The 18,600-nt window shown below is 70.1% G+C and carries 22 protein-coding genes; 8 read left to right on the top strand and 14 right to left on the bottom strand.

Translation table 11 applies throughout. The annotated features are described in order from the left end of the window. Positions 1 to 18: 18 nt before the first annotated feature. Entirely contained in the window at positions 19 to 1,209 is a 1,191-nt protein-coding gene (locus OG828_RS29710) for a hypothetical protein (protein ID WP_328440281.1), read from the top strand. Positions 1,210 to 1,242: 33 nt separating this feature from the next. Here the strand turns inward: OG828_RS29710 and OG828_RS29705 are convergent, their stop codons facing one another. Beyond that, positions 1,243 to 1,743, bottom strand: coding sequence for a CGNR zinc finger domain-containing protein (locus OG828_RS29705; RefSeq protein ID WP_328502852.1), 501 nt, complete (start codon positions 1,741 to 1,743; stop codon positions 1,243 to 1,245). Positions 1,744 to 1,843: 100 nt separating this feature from the next. Here OG828_RS29705 and OG828_RS29700 point away from each other — a divergent pair, with 100 nt between their 5' ends. Continuing rightward, entirely contained in the window at positions 1,844 to 2,203 is a 360-nt protein-coding gene (locus tag OG828_RS29700) for a VOC family protein (RefSeq protein ID WP_328440280.1), read from the top strand. Between the two features lie 17 nt (positions 2,204 to 2,220). Further along, positions 2,221 to 2,616, top strand: a complete 396-nt coding sequence (locus OG828_RS29695) for a VOC family protein (RefSeq protein WP_328363359.1) — start codon at positions 2,221 to 2,223, stop codon at positions 2,614 to 2,616. On the opposite strand, the gene OG828_RS29690 is transcribed toward OG828_RS29695, so the two are convergent. The 4 genes from OG828_RS29690 to OG828_RS29675 all read right to left on the bottom strand — a co-directional run bounded on the left by OG828_RS29690 (position 2,617) and on the right by OG828_RS29675 (position 6,700). Further along, entirely contained in the window at positions 2,617 to 3,747 is a 1,131-nt protein-coding gene (locus OG828_RS29690; RefSeq protein WP_328440279.1) for a dipeptidase, read from the bottom strand. Between the two features lie 111 nt (positions 3,748 to 3,858). Continuing rightward, positions 3,859 to 5,037 (bottom strand): dipeptidase, encoded by a 1,179-nt coding sequence (locus OG828_RS29685; protein ID WP_443062442.1) that lies wholly within the window; start codon positions 5,035 to 5,037, stop codon positions 3,859 to 3,861. Positions 5,038 to 5,042: 5 nt separating this feature from the next. Continuing rightward, entirely contained in the window at positions 5,043 to 5,540 is a 498-nt protein-coding gene (gene purE / locus OG828_RS29680; protein ID WP_210576562.1) for a 5-(carboxyamino)imidazole ribonucleotide mutase, read from the bottom strand. 20 nt (positions 5,541 to 5,560) lie between these two features. Further along, complete coding sequence (locus OG828_RS29675) at positions 5,561 to 6,700, bottom strand: 5-(carboxyamino)imidazole ribonucleotide synthase (RefSeq protein WP_328440277.1); 1,140 nt, start codon at positions 6,698 to 6,700, stop codon at positions 5,561 to 5,563. Positions 6,701 to 6,863: 163 nt separating this feature from the next. Here OG828_RS29675 and OG828_RS29670 point away from each other — a divergent pair, with 163 nt between their 5' ends. Next, the gene (locus tag OG828_RS29670; protein WP_328440276.1) at positions 6,864 to 7,427 is read left to right on the top strand and encodes a GtrA family protein; all 564 of its coding nucleotides are present in this window, start codon (positions 6,864 to 6,866) and stop codon (positions 7,425 to 7,427) included. 169 nt (positions 7,428 to 7,596) lie between these two features. On the opposite strand, the gene OG828_RS29665 is transcribed toward OG828_RS29670, so the two are convergent. Continuing rightward, positions 7,597 to 8,868 (bottom strand): ATP-binding protein, encoded by a 1,272-nt coding sequence (locus tag OG828_RS29665; protein ID WP_328363344.1) that lies wholly within the window; start codon positions 8,866 to 8,868, stop codon positions 7,597 to 7,599. A gap of 45 nt (positions 8,869 to 8,913) precedes the next feature. Further along, on the bottom strand, positions 8,914 to 9,591 hold the full coding sequence (locus OG828_RS29660) for a response regulator transcription factor (protein ID WP_055614806.1): 678 nt from the start codon (positions 9,589 to 9,591) through the stop codon (positions 8,914 to 8,916). Positions 9,592 to 9,925: 334 nt separating this feature from the next. On the opposite strand from OG828_RS29660, the gene OG828_RS29655 reads away from it, so the two are divergent. The 3 genes from OG828_RS29655 to OG828_RS29645 all read left to right on the top strand — a co-directional run bounded on the left by OG828_RS29655 (position 9,926) and on the right by OG828_RS29645 (position 12,281). Then, on the top strand, positions 9,926 to 11,422 hold the full coding sequence (locus OG828_RS29655) for an oligopeptide:H+ symporter (RefSeq protein WP_328502850.1): 1,497 nt from the start codon (positions 9,926 to 9,928) through the stop codon (positions 11,420 to 11,422). A 146-nt stretch (positions 11,423 to 11,568) separates the two neighbouring features. Then, positions 11,569 to 12,060 carry a DUF2975 domain-containing protein gene (locus tag OG828_RS29650; RefSeq protein ID WP_328502849.1) on the top strand — a complete coding sequence of 164 codons (492 nt, stop codon included), beginning with the start codon at positions 11,569 to 11,571 and terminating at the stop codon, positions 12,058 to 12,060. Further along, entirely contained in the window at positions 12,060 to 12,281 is a 222-nt protein-coding gene (locus OG828_RS29645) for a helix-turn-helix domain-containing protein (protein ID WP_328363335.1), read from the top strand. The genes OG828_RS29650 and OG828_RS29645 overlap by 1 nt, the downstream gene beginning before the upstream one ends. Positions 12,282 to 12,359: 78 nt before the next feature. On the opposite strand, the gene OG828_RS29640 is transcribed toward OG828_RS29645, so the two are convergent. Beyond that, a complete protein-coding gene (locus OG828_RS29640; protein WP_328502848.1) occupies positions 12,360 to 12,776 on the bottom strand; it encodes a zinc-binding dehydrogenase in 417 nt (138 codons plus the stop codon). Here OG828_RS29640 and OG828_RS29635 point away from each other — a divergent pair. Continuing rightward, positions 12,775 to 13,080, top strand: coding sequence for a hypothetical protein (locus tag OG828_RS29635; RefSeq protein WP_328502847.1), 306 nt, complete (start codon positions 12,775 to 12,777; stop codon positions 13,078 to 13,080). The genes OG828_RS29640 and OG828_RS29635 overlap by 2 nt on opposite strands. Before the next feature lie 11 nt (positions 13,081 to 13,091). On the opposite strand, the gene OG828_RS29630 is transcribed toward OG828_RS29635, so the two are convergent. From OG828_RS29630 to OG828_RS29605, 6 genes are all read right to left on the bottom strand, one after another. Beyond that, positions 13,092 to 14,420, bottom strand: coding sequence for a hypothetical protein (locus OG828_RS29630; RefSeq protein ID WP_328372278.1), 1,329 nt, complete (start codon positions 14,418 to 14,420; stop codon positions 13,092 to 13,094). 62 nt (positions 14,421 to 14,482) lie between these two features. Continuing rightward, positions 14,483 to 15,562, bottom strand: coding sequence for a hypothetical protein (locus OG828_RS29625; RefSeq protein ID WP_328502846.1), 1,080 nt, complete (start codon positions 15,560 to 15,562; stop codon positions 14,483 to 14,485). Beyond that, positions 15,559 to 16,413 (bottom strand): COG1470 family protein, encoded by an 855-nt coding sequence (locus OG828_RS29620; RefSeq protein ID WP_328504959.1) that lies wholly within the window; start codon positions 16,411 to 16,413, stop codon positions 15,559 to 15,561. Before OG828_RS29620 ends, OG828_RS29625 begins: the two co-directional genes overlap by 4 nt. Positions 16,414 to 16,454: 41 nt before the next feature. Continuing rightward, positions 16,455 to 17,144 (bottom strand): LPXTG cell wall anchor domain-containing protein, encoded by a 690-nt coding sequence (locus OG828_RS29615; protein ID WP_328502845.1) that lies wholly within the window; start codon positions 17,142 to 17,144, stop codon positions 16,455 to 16,457. A 193-nt stretch (positions 17,145 to 17,337) separates the two neighbouring features. Continuing rightward, a complete protein-coding gene (locus OG828_RS29610) occupies positions 17,338 to 17,820 on the bottom strand; it encodes an ATP-binding protein (RefSeq protein WP_328363320.1) in 483 nt (160 codons plus the stop codon). A gap of 203 nt (positions 17,821 to 18,023) precedes the next feature. Further along, positions 18,024 to 18,401, bottom strand: coding sequence for an STAS domain-containing protein (locus tag OG828_RS29605; RefSeq protein WP_210576388.1), 378 nt, complete (start codon positions 18,399 to 18,401; stop codon positions 18,024 to 18,026). Positions 18,402 to 18,600 lie beyond the last annotated feature (199 nt).

The raw sequence follows: 18,600 nt of genomic DNA, 5'->3' as shown, positions 1-18,600 counted from the left end.
ATCCCTTACGGTCCCGGCATGTTCTCTGGGTCAAGGGCGATCGCGGCGGTGGTGACGGCGTTCCTGCTGGTGACGGCGACCGGATGCGACAGCGAGGGAAGCGACGACGCCAAGCCGCGCTGGACACGCTGGCACCTGGATTACGTCAGCCCGTCCCCTGACGGCGCTGTGGTCGACCTGGCCGCCACCGCCAAGGACGAGGGCTGGGCGCTCGCCAACCGGATACCGGACGACGGCCCCACCGAGTACCACCTGCTGCACCGCCGCGGCACCACATGGAAGCGTGCCGAGTTGCCGCTGGGCCGGGCGAAGGACGCGGAGTTCTCCAACATGCACCTGGACGCCTCCGGACCCGGCAACGTGTGGCTGTTCGCCAGCCAGTTGAAGTTCAGCACCGACGACTTCGAGGGGACGTCGACGGCGATGCGCTGGGACGGCCGCAGGTGGCGTACGACATCGGTGGACTTCAGCGTGTCGGACGTGGCCGTCCTGGCGCCCGACGACGTGTGGGCGCTGAACGCGGGCTCGGAAACCACAGATGCCGATCTGCTGCACTGGGACGGCAAGCGCTGGACCGGGCAGGACCTCCCCGTCGATCAGGCCAACGTGCTGGCCGCGAACGGCCCGGACGACATCTGGGCGGTCGGCTTCCGCGACGACCAGCCCGCGACCGTGCACTTCGACGGGAAGAAGTGGCGGTCGGTCCCGGCGCCCGAATTCCGCCGCCCCGAGCCGGATTCGGAGGACGATGCCTCGCTGTGGGACATCGTCGCCGTCTCCCGGAACGAGGTGTGGACGTTCGGCACCCACAGGTACCGGAAGGGCGAGGAGGACCTCGAGACGGGCATCGCCCTGCGCTGGGACGGCCATCGCTGGCGCAAGGCACCGAAGCCCCTCGACACCGCGCTGCGCAAGAACCCCGACCTCGGGTCGTACGGGACCCGGGACGGCGCGGGCGGGTTCGTCCTGGGCGACGGGCTCCACCGGACGGCCGACGGCGCACTGCACATGATCAAGGCGCCGAAGCCGGTCGCCGGCCGCTCCGGGAAGATCACCAAGGCGGACCGGCGGCAGGACTTCGACACCAGCGAACTCGAACTCGTCCCCGGCACCCACGAGATCTGGGCCGCCGGCAACGTGAGCCTCGATGTCACTGACAACACGAACTTCATGCGGGGCGTGATCGCCTCCTACTTCGCGGGCGGCTGACCCGAGGGGCGCCCGCCGGCCCCGGCGGCACGGCTACTTCGCGCGATACCGCCGCATCTTCACGCGCGCCCCGCACACCTGCATCGAGCACCAGCGACGACGTCCGCCCGGGCTGCGGTCGTAGTACGCCCAATGGCATTCGGGCAGTTCACAGGCTTTGAGGCGCAGCCAGGTGCCCTCCGTCAGCGCCTGGGCCACGGCCCCCGCGACCCGGGAGAGCAGCGGGCCGTCGTCGGCGGGCGCGAGCGTCGCGGAGCCGTCGCGCTCGTCCACGGCGACGTACAGCGGCGCACGCGCCAGCAGCTCGCCCAGCGGTGTCACTTCGCGGTGCGGCGGGTGCCCGGCGTGCGCGAGACAGGCGGCACGCAGGGACTCCCGCAGCTTTCGTACGTCCGCCAGGTCCCGTTCCGTGATGCCGAACCGGTCCCGTACCTCGGCGGTCTCCAGGCCGTCGACGCCGGATTCCAGGTCGACGGTGTTGACCAGCGCCTCCACGAGGGCGAGCCCGCCGGGTGCGGCCGTTCTGTCATTCATGGTTGCGACGTTACCTCCTATGGGGGAGCATGGAGTAACCGCGTTACCGGTAGAGCGGCACATACAGGTAACTCAGATAGCTCCCGACAGGAGGAAAGCCATGGCTCTCGCGAAACTGGGCGTCGTCGTCCTGGACTGTCCCGACCCGCGCGCACTGGCCGGTTTCTACGCCGAGGTGCTGGGCGGCACCGTGGAGGGCGACGGTGACTGGGTGGACCTGGCCGTGCCCGGCGGCCAGTCGCTCTCCTTCCAGGCCGCCCCCGGATTCGTACCGCCGAAGTGGCCGGCGGCCGATCAGTCGCAGCAGTTCCATCTGGACCTGACCGTCGACGATCTGGACGCCGCCGAGCAGGGCGTGCTGGCGCTCGGCGCGCAGCCGCTGGACACCGAGGACCGCTCGCGGGGCTTCCGTGTGTACGCGGACCCGGCGGGGCACCCGTTCTGTCTGTGCGCCTGCTGACCGAGGAGGAGTACGTCATGGCACCCGTGGCCCGCATCCGCAACGTCGTCGTCGACTGCCCCGATCCCGTCGCGCTGGCCCGCTTCTACGCCGCGGTCGCGGGCGGCACCCCGCAGGAGGAGGACCCGGAGTGGGTCGTACTCCAGGTGCCCGGCGGTCCCCGGATGGCCTTCCAGCCCTCGCCGGACTACACGCCGCCGGAGTGGCCGCGGGCGGATCGGAACGGGCAGCAGTTCCATCTGGACTTCGACGCGGGCCCGAACTGGGCGGACCTCGACGCGGCGCAGGAGAAGGTGCTGGCGCTGGGGGCACGGCCGCTCGACCTGGACGACCAGGGCGGCAAGAAGGACTTCCGGGTGTTCGCCGACCCGGCGGGGCATCCGTTCTGCCTGTGCGTGATCCCGGAGGGGTGATCACCCGTCCAGTGCGGCGATCTTCGCTGTCGACGGCTCGCGGCGCTGCTGTGCGGCGCGGGCCGTGAAGTCGGCGCCGCGGAGCACCCGCTGGACGTTTCCCCAGGTCAGCAGGGTGATGTCGGCCTCGGTCCAGCCTCGGTCAAGGAGCTCGGCGATGAGGCGCGGGTAGCAGGAGGCGTCGGCGAGTTCGCGGGGGTGGGCGGTGCCGACGTCGTAGGTGCCGGAGAGGCCGACGCAGTCGGGGCCCGCGAGCGCGCGTACATGGTCGAGGTGGTCGGCGACGTCGCGGACGGTCGGGCCGGTCTGCTGGGCGGTCAGCGGCACCATGCACAGGCCCTTGGCCTCGCCCAGCCCGGCGAGCAGCTCGTCGGGGAGGTTGGCCGGGTGCGGGCGCAGGGCGTGAGCGGCCGAACGGGTGCACAGGACGGGCGACTTGGAGAGCACGAGGGCACGGCGGACGGTCTCCTCGGAGGCGCCGGAGAGGTCGGCGAGGACACCGAGCCGGTTCATCTCCCGCAGGACCTCCTCGCCGAACCGGGTCAGCCCGGCCTCGCTCGCCCAGGACACCCCGGACAGCGTGAGGACCCGCAGGCCGAGGGCGCACAGGGAACGCAGGATGCCCAGCGAATCACCGATCGCGGCGGCTCCGGCGGGACCGAGCAGCACGGCCACGCGTCCGCAGCGGAGCGCATCCGTGGCCTGCCCGGCGGTACAGGCCAGCCGCAGCCCCTCGGGGTGCGTACGGACCACCGTCCGCACCAGATCCAGCTGCTCCAGCGTCGCGCCGACCGCCCGGTCACCGTCCATCCCCTCCGGCAGATGCAGCGACCAGAACAACGCCCCCACATGCCCCTCCCGCAGCCGCGGCACGTCCGTGTCGACAGCGGCCTCACCGGTCTCCAGGTCGTAGAAGGGCAGATGCCGCAGCGCCCACGGCAGCCCGCTGTACCCGTCGGCGACCGGATGCGCGGCGAGGATGGCATGGGCGCGCTCCAGCGGGTCGGTGCCCGGCCCGGAGACGGCCGGCAAGGACTCCCCGGAGCCGGAGCCCCCCGGCTCGTCCGCGAACGGCCCGTCCGACCCGTCGACATCGGCCGTCGTGTGCACTTCGTCCTGGAGGTCTGCCATGGCGGGCTCCGTACGTCGTGATCGTCCCGGGGGTACGGTCACCGTCGCACGGCGTCCAGGGGGCTTCCTGGTGGACGGGGCGTTCGGGGGTACGGCTACGACTGAGGCCGATCAGCCGTCCAGTTCCCCGATGGTCGCGTTCGACGGCCCCCGCGTCGCCTGGAGGTCGCGGGACACGGCCTCTGCGGCGCCGAGGACTCGTACCGCGTTCTGCCAGGTCAGCTTGGCGAGGTCGGGGCGGGACCAGCCGCGGTCGAGAAGTTCCGCGATCAGGTTGGGGTAGCCGGAGACGTCGCCCAGGCCGTCGGGGGTGAAGGCCGTGCCGTCGTAGTCGCCGCCGATGCCGAGGTGGTCGATGCCGGCGACCTCGCGCATGTGGTCGAGGTGGTCGGCGACCGTGGACGCGGTGGCGACCGGGCGCGGGTGCCGTTCCTCGAAGGCGCGGTGGACCTTCATCGCCTCGGGTGTGGTGTCGAGGTGGTGGAAGCCGTGCGCGCGCATGTTCTCGTCGGCGGCGGCCGTCCAGTCCACGGCCGCCTGGAGCACGAACTTCGGCACGAAGGTCACCATCGCCATGCCACCGTTGCCCGACAGGCGTTCCAGGACGTCGTCCGGGATGTTGCGCGGGTGGTCGCAGACGGCCCGCGCGGACGAGTGGGAGAAGATGACCGGCGCCAGGGTCGCGTCCATCGCGTCCCGCATGGTCGTCGCCGCCACGTGCGAGAGGTCGACGAGCATGCCCTCGCGGTTCATCTCCCGCACCACCGCACGGCCGAAGGCGGACAGCCCGCCGACGCCGGGCTCATCCGTCGCCGAGTCCGCCCAGTCCACGTTGTCGTTGTGGGTGAGGGTCATGTAGCGCACGCCGAGCGCGGACAACGCCCGTAGCGTGGCAAGGGAGTTGGCGATGGAGTGGCCGCCTTCGGCGCCCATCAAGGATGCGATACGGCCCTCCGCGCGCGCCGCCTCCATGTCGGCGGCCGTCGTCGCGGGCCTCAGGTCCTTCGGGTAACGGGCCAGCAACTGCCGTACGCAGTCGATCTGTTCCAGCGTCGCCGCGACCGGTTCGGGCTGGTCCGCGCGGACGTACACCGACCAGTACTGCGCACCGACGCCGCCCTCGCGCAGGCGCGGGATGTCGGTGTGCAGATGGGTGCTCTGGGACGTGGCGATGTCGCGGGCGTCGAGGTCGTAGCGGACCTGTTCGCGCAGTGCCCAGGGCAGGTCGTTGTGCCCGTCGACGACGGGGAACTCGCGCAGGAGTTCCCGGGCTGCGTCCAGAGAGATCACGGCCGTCACTTCCCGAAACCGAAGCCGTTCGTGCCCTCGACCTTGCCGCGCAGGCGCCTGCCCTTCTCGGCGGCCTGGTCGTTCAGCTCCTGCTGGAACTCCCGCATCTTGCCGAGGAGTTCCTGGTCATGGGCGGCGAGGATACGGGCCGCGAGGAGACCGGCGTTGCGCGCACCGGCGACGGAGACCGTCGCGACCGGGACACCGGCCGGCATCTGCACGATGGACAGCAGCGAGTCCATGCCGTCCAGGTACTTCAGCGGCACGGGGACGCCGACGACCGGGAGAGGGGTGACGGAGGCGAGCATCCCGGGGAGATGGGCGGCGCCACCCGCCCCCGCGATGATCACCTTCAGCCCGCGCTCGGCGGCCTGCTCCCCGTACGCGACCATCTCGCGCGGCATGCGGTGCGCGGAGACGACGTCGACCTCGTACTCGATCTCGAACTCGTCGAGGGCCTGCGCGGCGGCCTCCATGACGGGCCAGTCGGAGTCCGACCCCATGACGATGCCAACTACAGGGCTCATTCTGTGATCGTGCCTCTCAGATAACCGGCAGCGTGACGGGCGCGCTCCAGCACGTCGTCCAGGTCGTCGCCGTAAGTGTTGACGTGGCCCACCTTGCGGCCGGGCTTCACGTCCTTGCCGTACATATGGATCTTGAGCTGGGGGTCGCGGGCCATGCAGTGCAGGTACGCGGGGTACATGTCGGGGTAGTCGCCGCCGAGGACGTTGACCATGACCGTCCACTTGGCGCGCGGACGCGGGTCGCCGAGCGGGAGGTCGAGGACGGCCCGTACGTGATTGGCGAACTGCGAGGTGATCGCGCCGTCCTGGGTCCAGTGACCGGAGTTGTGCGGGCGCATCGCCAGTTCGTTGACGAGTATGCGGCCGTCGCGGGTCTGGAACAGCTCGACGGCGAGATGGCCGACGACGTCCAGTTCCTTGGCGATGCTCAGGGCCATCTCCTCGGCGCGCAGGGCGAGCGCCGGGTCGAGATCGGGGGCGGGCGCGATGACCGTGTCGCAGACGCCGTCGACCTGCTGGGACTCCACGACGGGGTACGCGACGGCCTGCCCGTGCGGCGACCGTACGACGTTGGCGGCCAGCTCCCGTACGAAGTCCACCTTCTCCTCGGCGAGCACGGGAACGCCGGCGCGGAAGGGTTCCGCGGCCTCCTCGACGGTCCGTACGACCCACACGCCCTTGCCGTCGTAGCCACCGCGGACGGTCTTGAGGACGACAGGGAAGCCGTCCCCCTCCGCCGCGAACGCGGCCACGTCCTGCGGATCGCCGACGATGCGGTGCCGCGGACAGGGCACGCCGATCGCGTCGAGCTTCGCCCGCATCACGCCCTTGTCCTGGGCGTGCTGGAGCGCGTCGGGGCCGGGGCGGACGGGGATGCCGTCCGCTTCGAGGGCCCGCAGATGCTCCGTCGGGACGTGCTCGTGATCGAAGGTGATCACGTCACAGCCGCGTGCGAAGGCGCGCAGCGTGTCCAGGTCGCGATAGTCGCCGATGACGACGTCGCCGACGACCTGCGCCGCGGAATCCTGGGGGGTGTCACTGAGGAGCTTGAACCTGATGCCGAGCGGGATGCCTGCCTCGTGCGTCATACGAGCGAGCTGGCCCCCGCCGACCATGCCGACTACCGGGAATGTCACGACCCCAGGGTATCGGTCACGCCACCGCGGCCGGATTCCGCGCCTTTCCCAAGGGTTTCCTCTGCCTTTCCCCTGCGTGTGTGCGGCCGCACAAGCGTTTGGGCAGGCGGCTGGTTAGCATGGCTGAGTTGAAGTAATCCGACCGATGGGGGCCTGCACGACCATGGGACATGGTTCCTCGGGGCTTCATTCGGCCCCCCAAGCGCTACGGCAGCGCATCGACCTGCTGGTACGTGAGATCGCCAAGTTCGGTGCGGTGGGCGGCGCGGGGCTCCTGGTCAACCTGCTCGTGTTCAACCTGGTACGGCATGTCACCGACCTCCCGGTGGTACGGGCCAGCGTCATCGCGACGGTGGTGGCCATCGTCTTCAACTACGTCGGGTTCCGCTACTTCACGTACCGCGACCGCGACAAGAGCGGCCGCACCAAGGAACTGACCCTGTTCCTGCTGTTCAGCGCGGTCGGCCTGGTGATCGAGAACGGCGTCCTCTACGCCGCCACCTACGGCTTCGACTGGGACAGCCCCCTCCAGTCCAACATCTTCAAGTTCCTCGGCATCGGCATAGCCACGCTCTTCCGCTTCTGGTCCTACCGCACGTGGGTCTTCAAGACCCTCCCGGCCCGCGAGGCCGTCTCCGACGCGGAATCGTTCCTGACGGAACAGCGAACGCCTTCAACGCCAGAGGACCACCCAGCCCCGGCAGGAGCAGGCCGCCGCACCACGTGAGCTCAAGCTGCGGGCATGCGTGCCTCTGCCCCAGCTGCGGGCATTCGTGCCGCCTGGGGCGGCACGGGTGGGCGCAGGCGGCACCCCGCAAGCGCCGGGCCGCGCGACGCCCCCGGCCGACGCAAACCCCGGGCACCCAGCAAACTCAGGGCCCCGCACCCACCCCCGGCTACCGAACCGTCCGCTCCGACTCCCCCGCCGACTTCCCCGTAGCCGTACGAGACAGAAACAACCCGAACACCGGCGGCGCAGCCTGCAGCATCTCCAGCCGCCCCCCATCCGCCTCCGCCAGATCCCGCGCGACAGCCAGCCCGATCCCGGTCGAGTTCCGCCCACTGATCGCCCGCTCAAAGATTCGCGCCCCAAGATCGGCAGGCACCCCGGGCCCCTCGTCCGTCACCTCGACGACCGCCTGATTCCCGGTGACCCGCGTGCGCAGCGCGACCGTACCGCCCCCATGCATCAGCGAGTTCTCGATCAACGCGGCCAGCACCTGCGCCACCGCCCCCGGCGTACCCACCGCATGCAGATGCCGCTTGCCCGAGCTGACGATCGCCCGCCCCGCACTCCGGTACGCGGGCCGCCACTCCGCGAGCTGCTGCTGAATGACCTCGTCCAGATCGAAGGTGACGGCGGAGCCGGTACGCGGATCACGGGAGTTCGTCAGCAGCCGCTCGACGACATCCGTAAGCCGCTCCACCTGCGTGATCGCGATCGTCGCCTCCTCCTTCACCGTGTCCGGGTCGTCGGTGAGGGTGATCTCCTCCAGGCGCATGGACAGCGCGGTGAGCGGCGTACGGAGCTGATGCGAGGCGTCGGCGGCCAGTCGCCGTTCCGCGGTCAGCATGCGGGCGATCCGCTCGGCGGAACTGTCCAGCACGTCGGCGACCCGGTCCAGCTCGGGGACGCCGTACCGCTTGTGCCGGGGCCGTGGATCCCCGGATCCGAGGCGTTCGGCGGTCTCGGCGAGGTCGGTCAGCGGTGAGGCGAGCCGATTGGCCTGCCGTACGGCGAGCAGCACTGCGGCGATGACCGCCAGCAACGCCACGGCCGCGATGATCAGGAGGGTCCGCCAGACCTCACGGGTCACCACGGAACGGGGTTCCTGGACGACGACCGTCTCCCCCTGCTCGCCCTTGCGCGTGGCGCTGATGGTGTCGCCGGACGGCTTGGTGCCGATCTCGATGGGCTTCTCACCCGGGATCCGGACCTGGGCGTAACGCTCCGCCGGCACCTGTTCGCGCAGCACGTCAGCCGTGACGGCCCCCGTGGCCATCAGCCGGCTGTCCACGATGCTGGCCAGCCGGATCGCCTCGGAGTCCACCCGCTCCTGCGCGGTGCTGCTGATCGTCCGGGTCTCGACAATCACGAGAGAGAGCCCGAAGACGGCGATCACGACGAGCACCACGGCGAGCGTGGACTGGATCAGTCGACGGCGCATGGACCCGTACGACCCGTACTAGTCATTGCTCAGCACCGCTCGAACTCAGCTCTTCTCGAAGCGGAAGCCCACACCGCGCACGGTGGCGATGTACCGCGGGTTCGCCGCGTCGTCGCCGAGCTTCTTGCGCAGCCAGGAGATGTGCATGTCGAGGGTCTTGGTCGACGACCACCAGGTGGTGTCCCAGACCTCGCGCATCAACTGGTCGCGAGTGACGACCCGCCCCGCGTCCCGCACCAGCACCCGCAGCAGGTCGAACTCCTTGGCGGTGAGCTGGAGTTCCTCCTCGCCCATCCACGCGCGGTGCGACTCGACGTCGATGCGCACGCCGTGCGTGGCGGGCGGCTGCTGCGGCTCGGCGGCGCCGCGCCGCAGCAGGGCCCGGACCCGGGCGAGCAGTTCTGCGAGCCGGAACGGCTTGGTGACGTAGTCGTCGGCGCCCGCGTCGAGACCGACGACGGTGTCGACCTCGTCGGCGCGCGCGGTCAGGATGAGGATCGGGACGGTGTGGCCTTCGGCGCGCAGCCGGCGGGCCACCTCCAGGCCGTCCATGCCGGGCAGGCCCAGGTCCAGGACGCACAGATCGATGCCGCCCTGGATGCCGGCGTCGAGCGCGGTGGGGCCGTCCTCGCGCACCTCGACCTCGTAACCTTCCCGGCGCAGGGCGCGGGCCAGCGGCTCCGAGATGGACGCGTCGTCCTCGGCGAGCAGTACACGGGTCATGAGGTGATGGTAGTCCGCGGATGACAAGAGCCGGGGTGTGATCGGCAGGCCGGATTCTTACCGTCCCATGGAGCGATCCTTACCTTGCCCCGGCATCGGTACGAACCTATGGCCGTAGGGTGCGATCCTGAGAATGACCTTCGAAAATACGCTTGCGGTTCCACCGACACCTGTGATTGACGTCTCAAGTCCTTCCATTTCCATCGGTGTCCTGCCTTATGGTGAATGAGCGCCTGTAGCACCACGGGGACCTTTGGCAATCATTTGACGCTGAAGGTCTCTTTTGTGTGTGCCCCACCCACTCCAGGCGCGTCCCGACCAGCAAGGATCGACCATGGCGTCCAGCCTGACGAAGGAATCCTTTGAACCGGGCACCCCCGGTTCCGGATGGACCTTCTTCGGCCACCCCCGCGGACTGGCCACTCTGTTCATGACCGAGATGTGGGAGCGGTTCTCCTACTACGGCATGAGGGCCCTGCTCCCGCTGTACCTGGTGGCCCCCGGCGGCCTGCACCTCAGTGCGGCCACCGCCACCGCGATCTACTCGGTGTACCTGTCGCTCGTGTACCTGCTCGCCCTCCCGGGCGGCTGGTTCGCGGACCGCGTCCTCGGCCCCCGCAAAACGGTCGCTGTCGCGGGCGCGATCATCATGCTCGGCCACCTCACCCTGGCCCTCCCCTGGTCGGGCAGCTTCTTCGCGGGCCTCGGTCTGGTCGCGATCGGTTCCGGTCTGCTGAAGGCCAACATCTCGACGATGGTCGGGCACCTCTACGACGGCCCGGACGACCCGCGCCGCGACGGTGGCTTCACGCTCTTCTACATCGGCATCAACGCCGGTGCCTTCGCCGCCCCGCTGGTCATCGGCACTGTCGGCGAGAACGTCAACTGGCACCTGGGCTTCGCGCTCGCCGCGCTCGGCATGGGCCTGGGTCTCGCCCAGTTCCTGCTCGGCAGCCGACACCTGAGCGCCCGCTCGGACGTCGTCCCGACGCCGCTGACCGCCGAGCAGAAGGCGGCGACGCTGCGCAAGGCCGGCTTCTGGACCGCCGTCGCGATCATCTTCTACGCCGTCGTCGGCGTCTTTGGCGTCTACACGCTGAACTGGCTGCTGGTCCCCATCACGCTCGCCGGTCTGATCATCCCGGTCATGGTCATCGCCAGGATGAAGCGGGACAAGGAGCTGGACCGTGCCGAGCAGTCGAAGCTGACCGCGTACATCTGGTTCTTCGTCGCCGCGGCCGTGTTCTGGATGATCTACGACCAGGGCGGCTCGACGCTGTCGCTGTTCGCCGAGTCCTCCGCCGACAACTCCGTCTTCGGCTGGGAGTTCCCGGTCTCCTGGTACCAGTCGGTCAACCCGGTCATGATCATGGCGCTGGCGCCGGTCTTCGCCTGGCTGTGGCTGGCACTGGCCCGGCGTGGCAAGGAGCCGAGCACCGCGGTGAAGTTCTCGGCGGGCCTGATCCTCGTCGGCGCGTCCTTCTTCCTCTTCCTGGCCCCGCTGTCGATCGCCGAGGGCGGTCACAAGGCGGCGGCGCTGTGGCTGGCGGCGATCTACTTCATCCAGACCGTCGGTGAGCTGACGGTCTCCCCGGTGGGTCTGTCGGTCACGACGAAGATGGCGCCCGCGAAGTACGCCTCCCAAATGATGGGCGTCTGGTTCCTGGCCGTCACCGCCGGTGACGCCACGACCGGCCTGCTCTCCATCGCCGGCGTCGACCTCAACAAGACGGGCATCGTGGCCCTGGAAGCCACGCTCGCCGTCATCGCCGGTGTCGCCGTGTGGATGTACCGCAAGAAGGTCAAGGAGCTGATGGGCGACGTGCACTGACGCACGCCCCATACCTATGGCGAGGGCCACCGCACACATGTGCGGCGGCCCTCGCCGCATGTGCGCGCCGGGCGGCGCCGTGCAGCCCTTGCCTCACCTATCGAGATTCGATAGATTCCCATCGTAGCTCGATGGAAGGTTGGGTCATGGGAAAGCTGACCGTGCGCGCGCTGCGCGCCGTGCTTGTGGTGGTGCTCACCGGCACCGTGTTCGTGCAGGCATTGATGGTGTGGGCGTTGGTCAGCGGGAGTGACCCGGAGGACGGGGCGCTCCCGCTGACCCCGCTGCGCGTGATCACGATCCTGGGCATCGGGACGGCCCAGGTCGCCCTGGTCTGTGTATGGCGACTGGTGACGATGGTGCGACGCGGAACCGTGTTCTCCCACGCCGCCTTCCGGTACGTGGACGTCATCATCGGCGCGATCGTGGCGGCCGCTCTCGTGTGGTTCGCGGTCACGGCCCTGAATGCGCCGGGCCAGCGGGAGGATCCGGGCGTCACCGTCATCATGGGCGGGGTTGGCGTGGCCATCCTGGGAGTCGCGCTCATCGTGCTCGTGCTGCGGATGCTGCTCGCCCAGGCCGTCGCGCGCGATGTCGAAGCGGCGCAGATGCAGGCCGAGTTGGACGAGGTGATCTGATGCCGATCGCCGTCGACATCGACGTGATGCTGGCCAGGCGGAAGATGTCCGTGGGCGAGCTCGCGGACCGCGTAGGGATCACGCCCGCCAACCTGGCGGTACTCAAGAACGGCCGCGCCAAGGCGGTGCGCTTCTCGACGCTCGCCGCGCTCTGCGAGGTACTCAAGTGCCAGCCGGGCGACCTGCTGCGCTGGGAGGCCGAGGACACCGCGGGCGAATGAACCGCGCGGCGTACGGCGCCGGAGCGACCTCCCTCAGCAGCCCGGGCCCTCGGCACCAACAGGGAGTTCGGGCACCGGTCAGAGATGGAGGACCGGCTTGACGGCCTCGCCTGATGCGGCGACTGCGGCGGCGTCGTTGATCCGGCTGAAGGAGAACGAGGTGACCAGGCGCTCCACGGGAAAGCGGCCGGCCGCGTGGAGGCCGATGAGATCAGGGATCAAGACGTGGGGAACGGACGCTCCCTCGACGATCCCGACAATCCGCTTGCTGCTGTTGACGATGTCGATGGCCTGCCGGAAGGCCCGCACATTGCCGCTGCTCTCCAGCACATGGCCCGCTCCGCCTCCGGTGAGTTCCCGGATGGCCGCCACCGGATCGTCGGTGGCGGCGGCGTCGATGGTGTCCGTGGCACCCAGCTCGGTGGCCAGCGCCAGTCGGCCGGGGTTCACATCGACGGCGATCACCCGCTCGGCCTGAGTGAGACTCGCGGCCATGACAGCAGCGAGGCCGACCGCCCCAGTGCCGAAGACCACGACCGAACCTCCCGGTGCCGGTCGCAGGCCATTCAGCACCGCCCCGGCCCCGGTTTGGGGAGGCGCGGAGAGGCGGACGGACGCGCACACGGCGATCGGGCCGTCGTACGACATCAGCCGCCCGCCCCTGCCCGTGGCCGGCTGCGAGACCTGTCGGCAACTCGCGGAACGGCGGGCCGCGGCGCGGGCGGCCTTCGACTACAGCGCGGTGGGGGACGCGAACGTGCTGATGCGCTCACACCACCGGTTGGACCATGGCACGTGAGAAGTCGGCCCTTACCGCAAACGCCTCCCCGGCATGAACGTGAACACCGCACCGCCCAGCAGTACGGCCGTCCCCGCCACCAAGCCCAGCGCCTTCAGGGTGCTGTTGTCGTCGGAGCCGGTGGCGGCCAGCCCGCCGTCCGTCGACGACGAACCGCCGCCGGAAGCCGAACCGCCGGCCGAACCCGAGCCGCCGCCCGACGCACCGCTCGCCTGCTCGGTCGTGTCCAGGGTGAGGGAGACCTCCGACTTGGTCGGCGTGCACGTCGTCGTCGTGCCCAGGGCCTCGACGGTCAGGACGCCCGGTGACAGCGTCGTCTCACCGCTCGCGCCCGGCTTGTACGTGCCGGTGAGGTCGGGGACCTCGATCGGGTCGCCGGACTTGATGGGCTCGGCGTTGGTGGGCCCCTCGACATGGACCGTGCCGCTGTCGGCGCCGCCCAGGGCCACCTCCATCGACGGCTTGACCGAGTCGGCCGGGATGTCGGCGGGGCTGTCCATCACGGACTTCTTGAACTGCACGGTGAGGTCGAAACTCCCGCCGTTCTTCTTGGCGTCGATCTGGACCGGCGAGGTCGCCTCCTTGTCCCCGATCGGCGTCTTGCACTGGTACGGGACCTGAACCTCCTTGCCGGTGAACTCGGTCTGCCCGCCGCCTCCGCCGGTGCTGGAACCGCCGGTGTCGGAACCGCCGGCACCGGAGCCGCCCCCGGCGTCACCGCCCGTCTCACTCTCACTCGGCGTCGGCGACGAGGTACCCGTGGGCAGACCGGTCGGCAGCGTCGGCAAACCCGTCGGCAACCCTCCCGTCGTACCCCCCGAACTCCCGCCCCCGTCCGTCACCTTGATGGTCGCGGCCTTCTGCACCGCCTCCTTCGGCGAGCACTTGGTGTCCGTCGAGATCGGCTTGTTGACGTTGATGTTGTACGCGTCCGGCGTCAGCGTCACCTCGCCCGCCGCCGTGAGCTTCAGCTTGCCCTTCATGTCGGAGAGCTTCATGTCGCTGTTCTTGGGGATCGGCGGATTGGTCCGCGTGCCCTGCATCGCGATGTCCCCGGTCTGGGCGCCGGCGGCCTTGAGGGTCCCGGTCGGCTGGACGGTGTCCTTCTCCAGGTCGAGGACGTCGGGGTTCTTGGAGGCGGCCTGGACGAACTTCCAGGTGATCTCGACCTCGTCGCCGACCTTGGCCTCGGCGGGCGCGGTGATCTCCACCTTGGTGGTGCCCTGGACCGGCGGCAGCCCCGAGATGGCCGGCGGGATGCACTCGGTCGCGTACGACACCTCGGCGGCCTGCGCGGGCGTCGCGGCGACGCCGATCAGGATGCCCGCGCCGCACAGCATCATGGCGACGCCCGCCGCGCCCGTTCTGCGGCCGCGGGCCGGTGTGACTCTCCTCGGCTTGCTCACGTCTGTCCCTTCCTGGTGGGAGTCGTAGGACTCGTCGGGCTGTCGTCGTGCGGTGCGGAGAGCGGACCGGCCGTGCCCGGATCGGAGTCCGGGGTGAACCACGGCAGGGTGGTGGTCGAGGTGGCAGGGGAGGGTACGTCCTCCGAAGGGCTCAACTTCGGGAGGCGGAGGGCCAGTTCGGGCATGCGGAGCCGCGCGCGGCCGGTGCTGCGCCGGGGCCGTACCCGGTCCACCACCGCCATCCCGACGCGGAACACCGCCGCCGGTACGACCAGGCAGACCAGGACCCAGAACAGGGTCACGCCCCACGGGCGGCCCACGCCCCAGGGCTGCTCGGCGAGGACCTTCCCGCCGTACTTCAGCGACACGGTGTAGTCGCCGTGCGCGCCGCCGGACAACTCGACCGGCAGCTCGATACGGGCCTTCCGGCCGGGCTCGACGGTGCCGCGCCACTGCTGGTCCTGCCACTCGGGCGCGAACACGCCGTGTGCGGTGCCGACCTGGAAGACCGGGTTCTTGATGGTGGACGTGCCGACGTTGCCGACGGTGAAGACGAGCGTGCGCGTGGGCGCCGCCCCGAACCAGGTGAGCAGCCCGCTGGACCCGTCGAGCCGCGTGTCCGTCAGCACCGACAGCCGCCCGCCGGCCGCCTCCGCGGGCAACGGCTCCACCGCGTGCCCGGCGACCTGGAAGATCGCGTCGGCCTCCGCCTTCGCCCCGGTCACGGTGGCGACATGCACCACGCACGGGCACGGTACGGGCGGCTCCGCGACCGGCAGCTTCCGCTCGAACCGCCCCTCAGCGTCCGTCGTCACCGCCCGCCCGTCCCCGTTGGCACAGGAGTTGGTCCCGCCGACGACGCCCCGGGACGGCACGGACTGCCCGCAGATCAGAATCATCAGCAGCGCCCGCTCCCGCCAGCCGCTCCCGGTGACGGTGATCGAACCCCCCGTCCCCGCCTGCGACTTGGACAGCTTGACCGCGGGCTTCTCCGCCGCGACCGCCGGTGACCCCAAGGGCGCCAGCAACAGCGCGAGCACCGCGACCAGCACCGGAAACCGCACCTTGCCCCTCACGTCACCGCTCCCGTCAACTCGACTTCCGTACGCGGGGATTCGGACACGTCACCGTCTCCGGCCGTACGGCGCCGCCGACGTCGTACGACTGCCAGCGCGGCGCCCGCCACCACAGCCCCCAGCCCGCCCGCCACCGCACCCCACGGCACGCACCACACCGACGCCCCCGCCTCGTCCCGCGCACCGCCCGCCGCCGTCACCGTCAGCCGCACGTCCACCGAGTCGAGGGCGGGGCGGTCGGGCCAGGGCTCGGTGAGTTCGACGCGGCGGCCGGGGGCCAGTTCGACGGGAAGGGTGCGCGGGGCGCGGTCGAGGACGCGGCGGCCGAAGACGCCGTCGGCGCGGACGGCGAGTGTCGGCACGAGGGCGGTCGTACCGCGGTTGACCAGCTCGTACGAGATGCCGTCGGCGCCCACCGCCACGTGCTCGACGGTCAGCGCGGAGAGCTTCGGCCCGACGGCACGCAGCCGCAGCGCCACCGTCCTGGACCGCCCCTCGTCGTCCCGCGCGACGACCGCACCCGCGAGATCGCCGGGCGCGGCCCCCGTCGGAACGCTCACCGTGAAGGGAACGTCGGCGCGAGTACGAGCGGGCACCCGCACCGACCCGTCGGCGAAAGCGACCGCGACCCCGGTCCCCCGCAGCCGCACGGTGACCGGCTCCCCGCTCCGGTTGATCACGGACACCGTGTCCTGCAGGACCGCCCCGGGCGCACCCTCGGCGTAGAAGGACGGCCGCCCACCGCCGGAGGGCGCGAGGGACCAGTCATCGGCGGAGGCAGCGGACGCGGCGGGGGCAGCACCCGACAGCATCAGCAGGGCCAGCATCAGGACACGGAAGGCGGACGACATCGGCGGCTCCAACAGTCGTTCGACACAGACGGCGACGGCGGTCAGCGTGCCGTCTGATTCCTCCGTGTCAGCCACAGCACACCGGCCGCCCCGGCCAGCAGCACCGTGCCGCCGAGGGTGCCGAGGGCGATGGCCGAGTCCAGGGGGCCGGTCTGCGGCAGTTCGGAGCCGGAACCGGTGTCCGAACCGGAGCCGGACTGGGTGGAGCCGGAGGCGCCCGCGGCGGCCGTGACGTCCAGGGTCAGGGAGGGGCCGGGACTGTTGGACGGCGTGCAGGTCGTCGTCGTACCGAGCGCCTTGATGGTGAGGACGCCTGCCGTGAAGGTGACCTTGCCGGTCTTCTTCGGGGTGTAGGTGCCCGTCAAGTCACTGATTTTGATGGGGGTGTTGGCGGGGATGGCTTCCTGGTTGGCGGGCCCGGTGACATTCATCGTGCCGCTGTCGGCACCGCCCAGCTTGATGGTGGCGCTCGGGTTCATCGCGCCCTTGCCCAGTTCGACCGGGCTGGACGAGACACCCTTCTGCCACGACATCGTGATCTTGTAGCCGCTGCCGCTCTCCACGCCCTTGATGTCGATCGGCGAGACGGCACTCTTGTCCCCGATCGGCGTCTTGCACTGGTAGTTCACGTCCACGACCTCGGCCCGGGCTGCGGGGGCGGCCATCAGCACCGCCGAGCCGGCCAGGGCCGCGACGGACGCGAGCGCGGCGGTTCGTTTCCGGTACGACACGATTCCGCTCCCTCTCAAGTTCCTGACGGCACATCAGATCGAGCCGTCAAGGTACGCCCGCCCATGAAAGGAGGGAAGACAAAGGAGGTGTTGGAAATGTGCCGAAGCGAAAGCGCCCCGACAGGGGCGCGGGGAACTGCGCGACAAGCCACGAACAACCCGCAGCCACAAGACAACCGAAGCCCTACGGCGCTTAGGCAGGAGCCCCCAACTCGGCCCAGACGGTCTTACCCGCGACGCCCGGAGTCCGCACAACCCCCCAGTCCAGACAGAGCCGCTGCACGATGAACATCCCATGCCCACCCGGCCGCCCCGCCCGATGCGGATTCCGAGGCGCCGGCTGCCCCGCCCCCCGATCCGACACCTCGACCCGGATCACTTTGTTGTCACAGGCGATCCACAACTCGTCCGGCCCTTCGGCATGCAGACAAGCATTGGTGACCAACTCGGACACGACGAGCAGCACATCCTCAGCCGCCGCCCGCTGATCCGCGGTAGCGGCCGGCATCCAGCCCCACGCATACAACGCCTGCCGAGTGAAGTCACGCGCCAGCGGAACAACCCCACTCTCCCCGCCGAAGCTCAGCCGACGGACCTGGCGCCCGGCAGACGGCACGGACGCACCGTCCTCGGGCCCCCCGGAACCGCCGGAGGCGTGGGGCCGGGTGGTGCTCATCAGCGCTTCACCTCACCGATTCACCAGTTCACGATTCAAAAGTCACTTCACGGTCAGTACGGCTGTACGGGCAGTACGCGTTTCTCCTGCCCGGCCGAACCGGGGGAACACCCCCGTCTTCGGCCACAGCGGCGGTGCGGAGGGTGCGACACCCGGAAACCGCCGGTCCCGAAGGGGCGGGCGGGGCGCTCACGACGGCCGATTCAGCCGGTCCGGTCGGCCAGGGCCGCCTCGAGCGAGTCATGCACGGTGAAGACCGCTTCGGCCCCCGTGATTTCGAACACACGTGCCACCACGGGCAGCATCCCGGCGAGATGGACGCCGCCTCCGGCGGCCTCCGCCTTGAGCCGGGCGCCGAGGAGCACATTGAGCCCGGTCGAGTCGCAGAACTCCAGACGCGAGCAGTCGACGACCAGCCTGCTGAATCCTTTGGCCAGACATTCTTCGAGTGGCTCACGCAACAAATCGGCGGTGTGGTGGTCCAACTCACCCGCCGGGGTCACGACGGCACTGGGGCCCTCTTCCCTGACCTCCACCAGAAGCCGGCCAGACTGTGCGCTGCCGACCGTGCCGCGGTCCATGCCGTCTCTCTCTCCCGACGTCGTGACTGCTGACTGACGCCCTCGAACACTACGCCTTCCACACGACCTCCGACACCCGAACATCCGCCCAGAATCGGACATTTCCACACAGAACGCACTTGCGGGAGGCTCGGTAAACCGGGTAGGGCTAGTAGAGACACGAAACCAAACACGGCCGGCTTTGGAGGCGCCGCACACC

Origin of the sequence: Streptomyces sp. NBC_00457, from assembly GCF_036014015.1 — a bacterium.
Taxonomy (GTDB): Bacteria; Actinomycetota; Actinomycetes; order Streptomycetales; family Streptomycetaceae; genus Streptomyces.
The sequence above is the reverse complement of the archived record's forward strand: the minus strand, read 5'-3'. Positions and strand labels throughout refer to the sequence as shown.

What these genes read in the sequence shown, in the direction of transcription:
- OG828_RS29710 (WP_328440281.1), top strand. Translation starts at nt 19, where the DNA reads ATGTTCTCTGGGTCAAGGGCGATCGCGGCGGTGGTGACGGCGTTCCTG.
- OG828_RS29705 (WP_328502852.1), bottom strand. Translation starts at nt 1,743, where the DNA reads ATGAATGACAGAACGGCCGCACCCGGCGGGCTCGCCCTCGTGGAGGCG.
- OG828_RS29700 (WP_328440280.1), top strand. Translation starts at nt 1,844, where the DNA reads ATGGCTCTCGCGAAACTGGGCGTCGTCGTCCTGGACTGTCCCGACCCG.
- OG828_RS29695 (WP_328363359.1), top strand. Translation starts at nt 2,221, where the DNA reads ATGGCACCCGTGGCCCGCATCCGCAACGTCGTCGTCGACTGCCCCGAT.
- OG828_RS29690 (WP_328440279.1), bottom strand. Translation starts at nt 3,747, where the DNA reads ATGGCAGACCTCCAGGACGAAGTGCACACGACGGCCGATGTCGACGGG.
- purE (WP_210576562.1), bottom strand. Translation starts at nt 5,540, where the DNA reads ATGGGGTCGGACTCCGACTGGCCCGTCATGGAGGCCGCCGCGCAGGCC.
- OG828_RS29670 (WP_328440276.1), top strand. Translation starts at nt 6,864, where the DNA reads ATGGGACATGGTTCCTCGGGGCTTCATTCGGCCCCCCAAGCGCTACGG.
- OG828_RS29665 (WP_328363344.1), bottom strand. Translation starts at nt 8,868, where the DNA reads ATGCGCCGTCGACTGATCCAGTCCACGCTCGCCGTGGTGCTCGTCGTG.
- OG828_RS29660 (WP_055614806.1), bottom strand. Translation starts at nt 9,591, where the DNA reads ATGACCCGTGTACTGCTCGCCGAGGACGACGCGTCCATCTCGGAGCCG.
- OG828_RS29655 (WP_328502850.1), top strand. Translation starts at nt 9,926, where the DNA reads ATGGCGTCCAGCCTGACGAAGGAATCCTTTGAACCGGGCACCCCCGGT.
- OG828_RS29650 (WP_328502849.1), top strand. Translation starts at nt 11,569, where the DNA reads ATGGGAAAGCTGACCGTGCGCGCGCTGCGCGCCGTGCTTGTGGTGGTG.
- OG828_RS29645 (WP_328363335.1), top strand. Translation starts at nt 12,060, where the DNA reads ATGCCGATCGCCGTCGACATCGACGTGATGCTGGCCAGGCGGAAGATG.
- OG828_RS29635 (WP_328502847.1), top strand. Translation starts at nt 12,775, where the DNA reads ATGACAGCAGCGAGGCCGACCGCCCCAGTGCCGAAGACCACGACCGAA.
- OG828_RS29640 (WP_328502848.1), bottom strand. Translation starts at nt 12,776, where the DNA reads ATGGCCGCGAGTCTCACTCAGGCCGAGCGGGTGATCGCCGTCGATGTG.
- OG828_RS29630 (WP_328372278.1), bottom strand. Translation starts at nt 14,420, where the DNA reads ATGCTGTGCGGCGCGGGCATCCTGATCGGCGTCGCCGCGACGCCCGCG.
- OG828_RS29620 (WP_328504959.1), bottom strand. Translation starts at nt 16,413, where the DNA reads ATGTCGTCCGCCTTCCGTGTCCTGATGCTGGCCCTGCTGATGCTGTCG.
- OG828_RS29610 (WP_328363320.1), bottom strand. Translation starts at nt 17,820, where the DNA reads ATGAGCACCACCCGGCCCCACGCCTCCGGCGGTTCCGGGGGGCCCGAG.
- OG828_RS29605 (WP_210576388.1), bottom strand. Translation starts at nt 18,401, where the DNA reads ATGGACCGCGGCACGGTCGGCAGCGCACAGTCTGGCCGGCTTCTGGTG.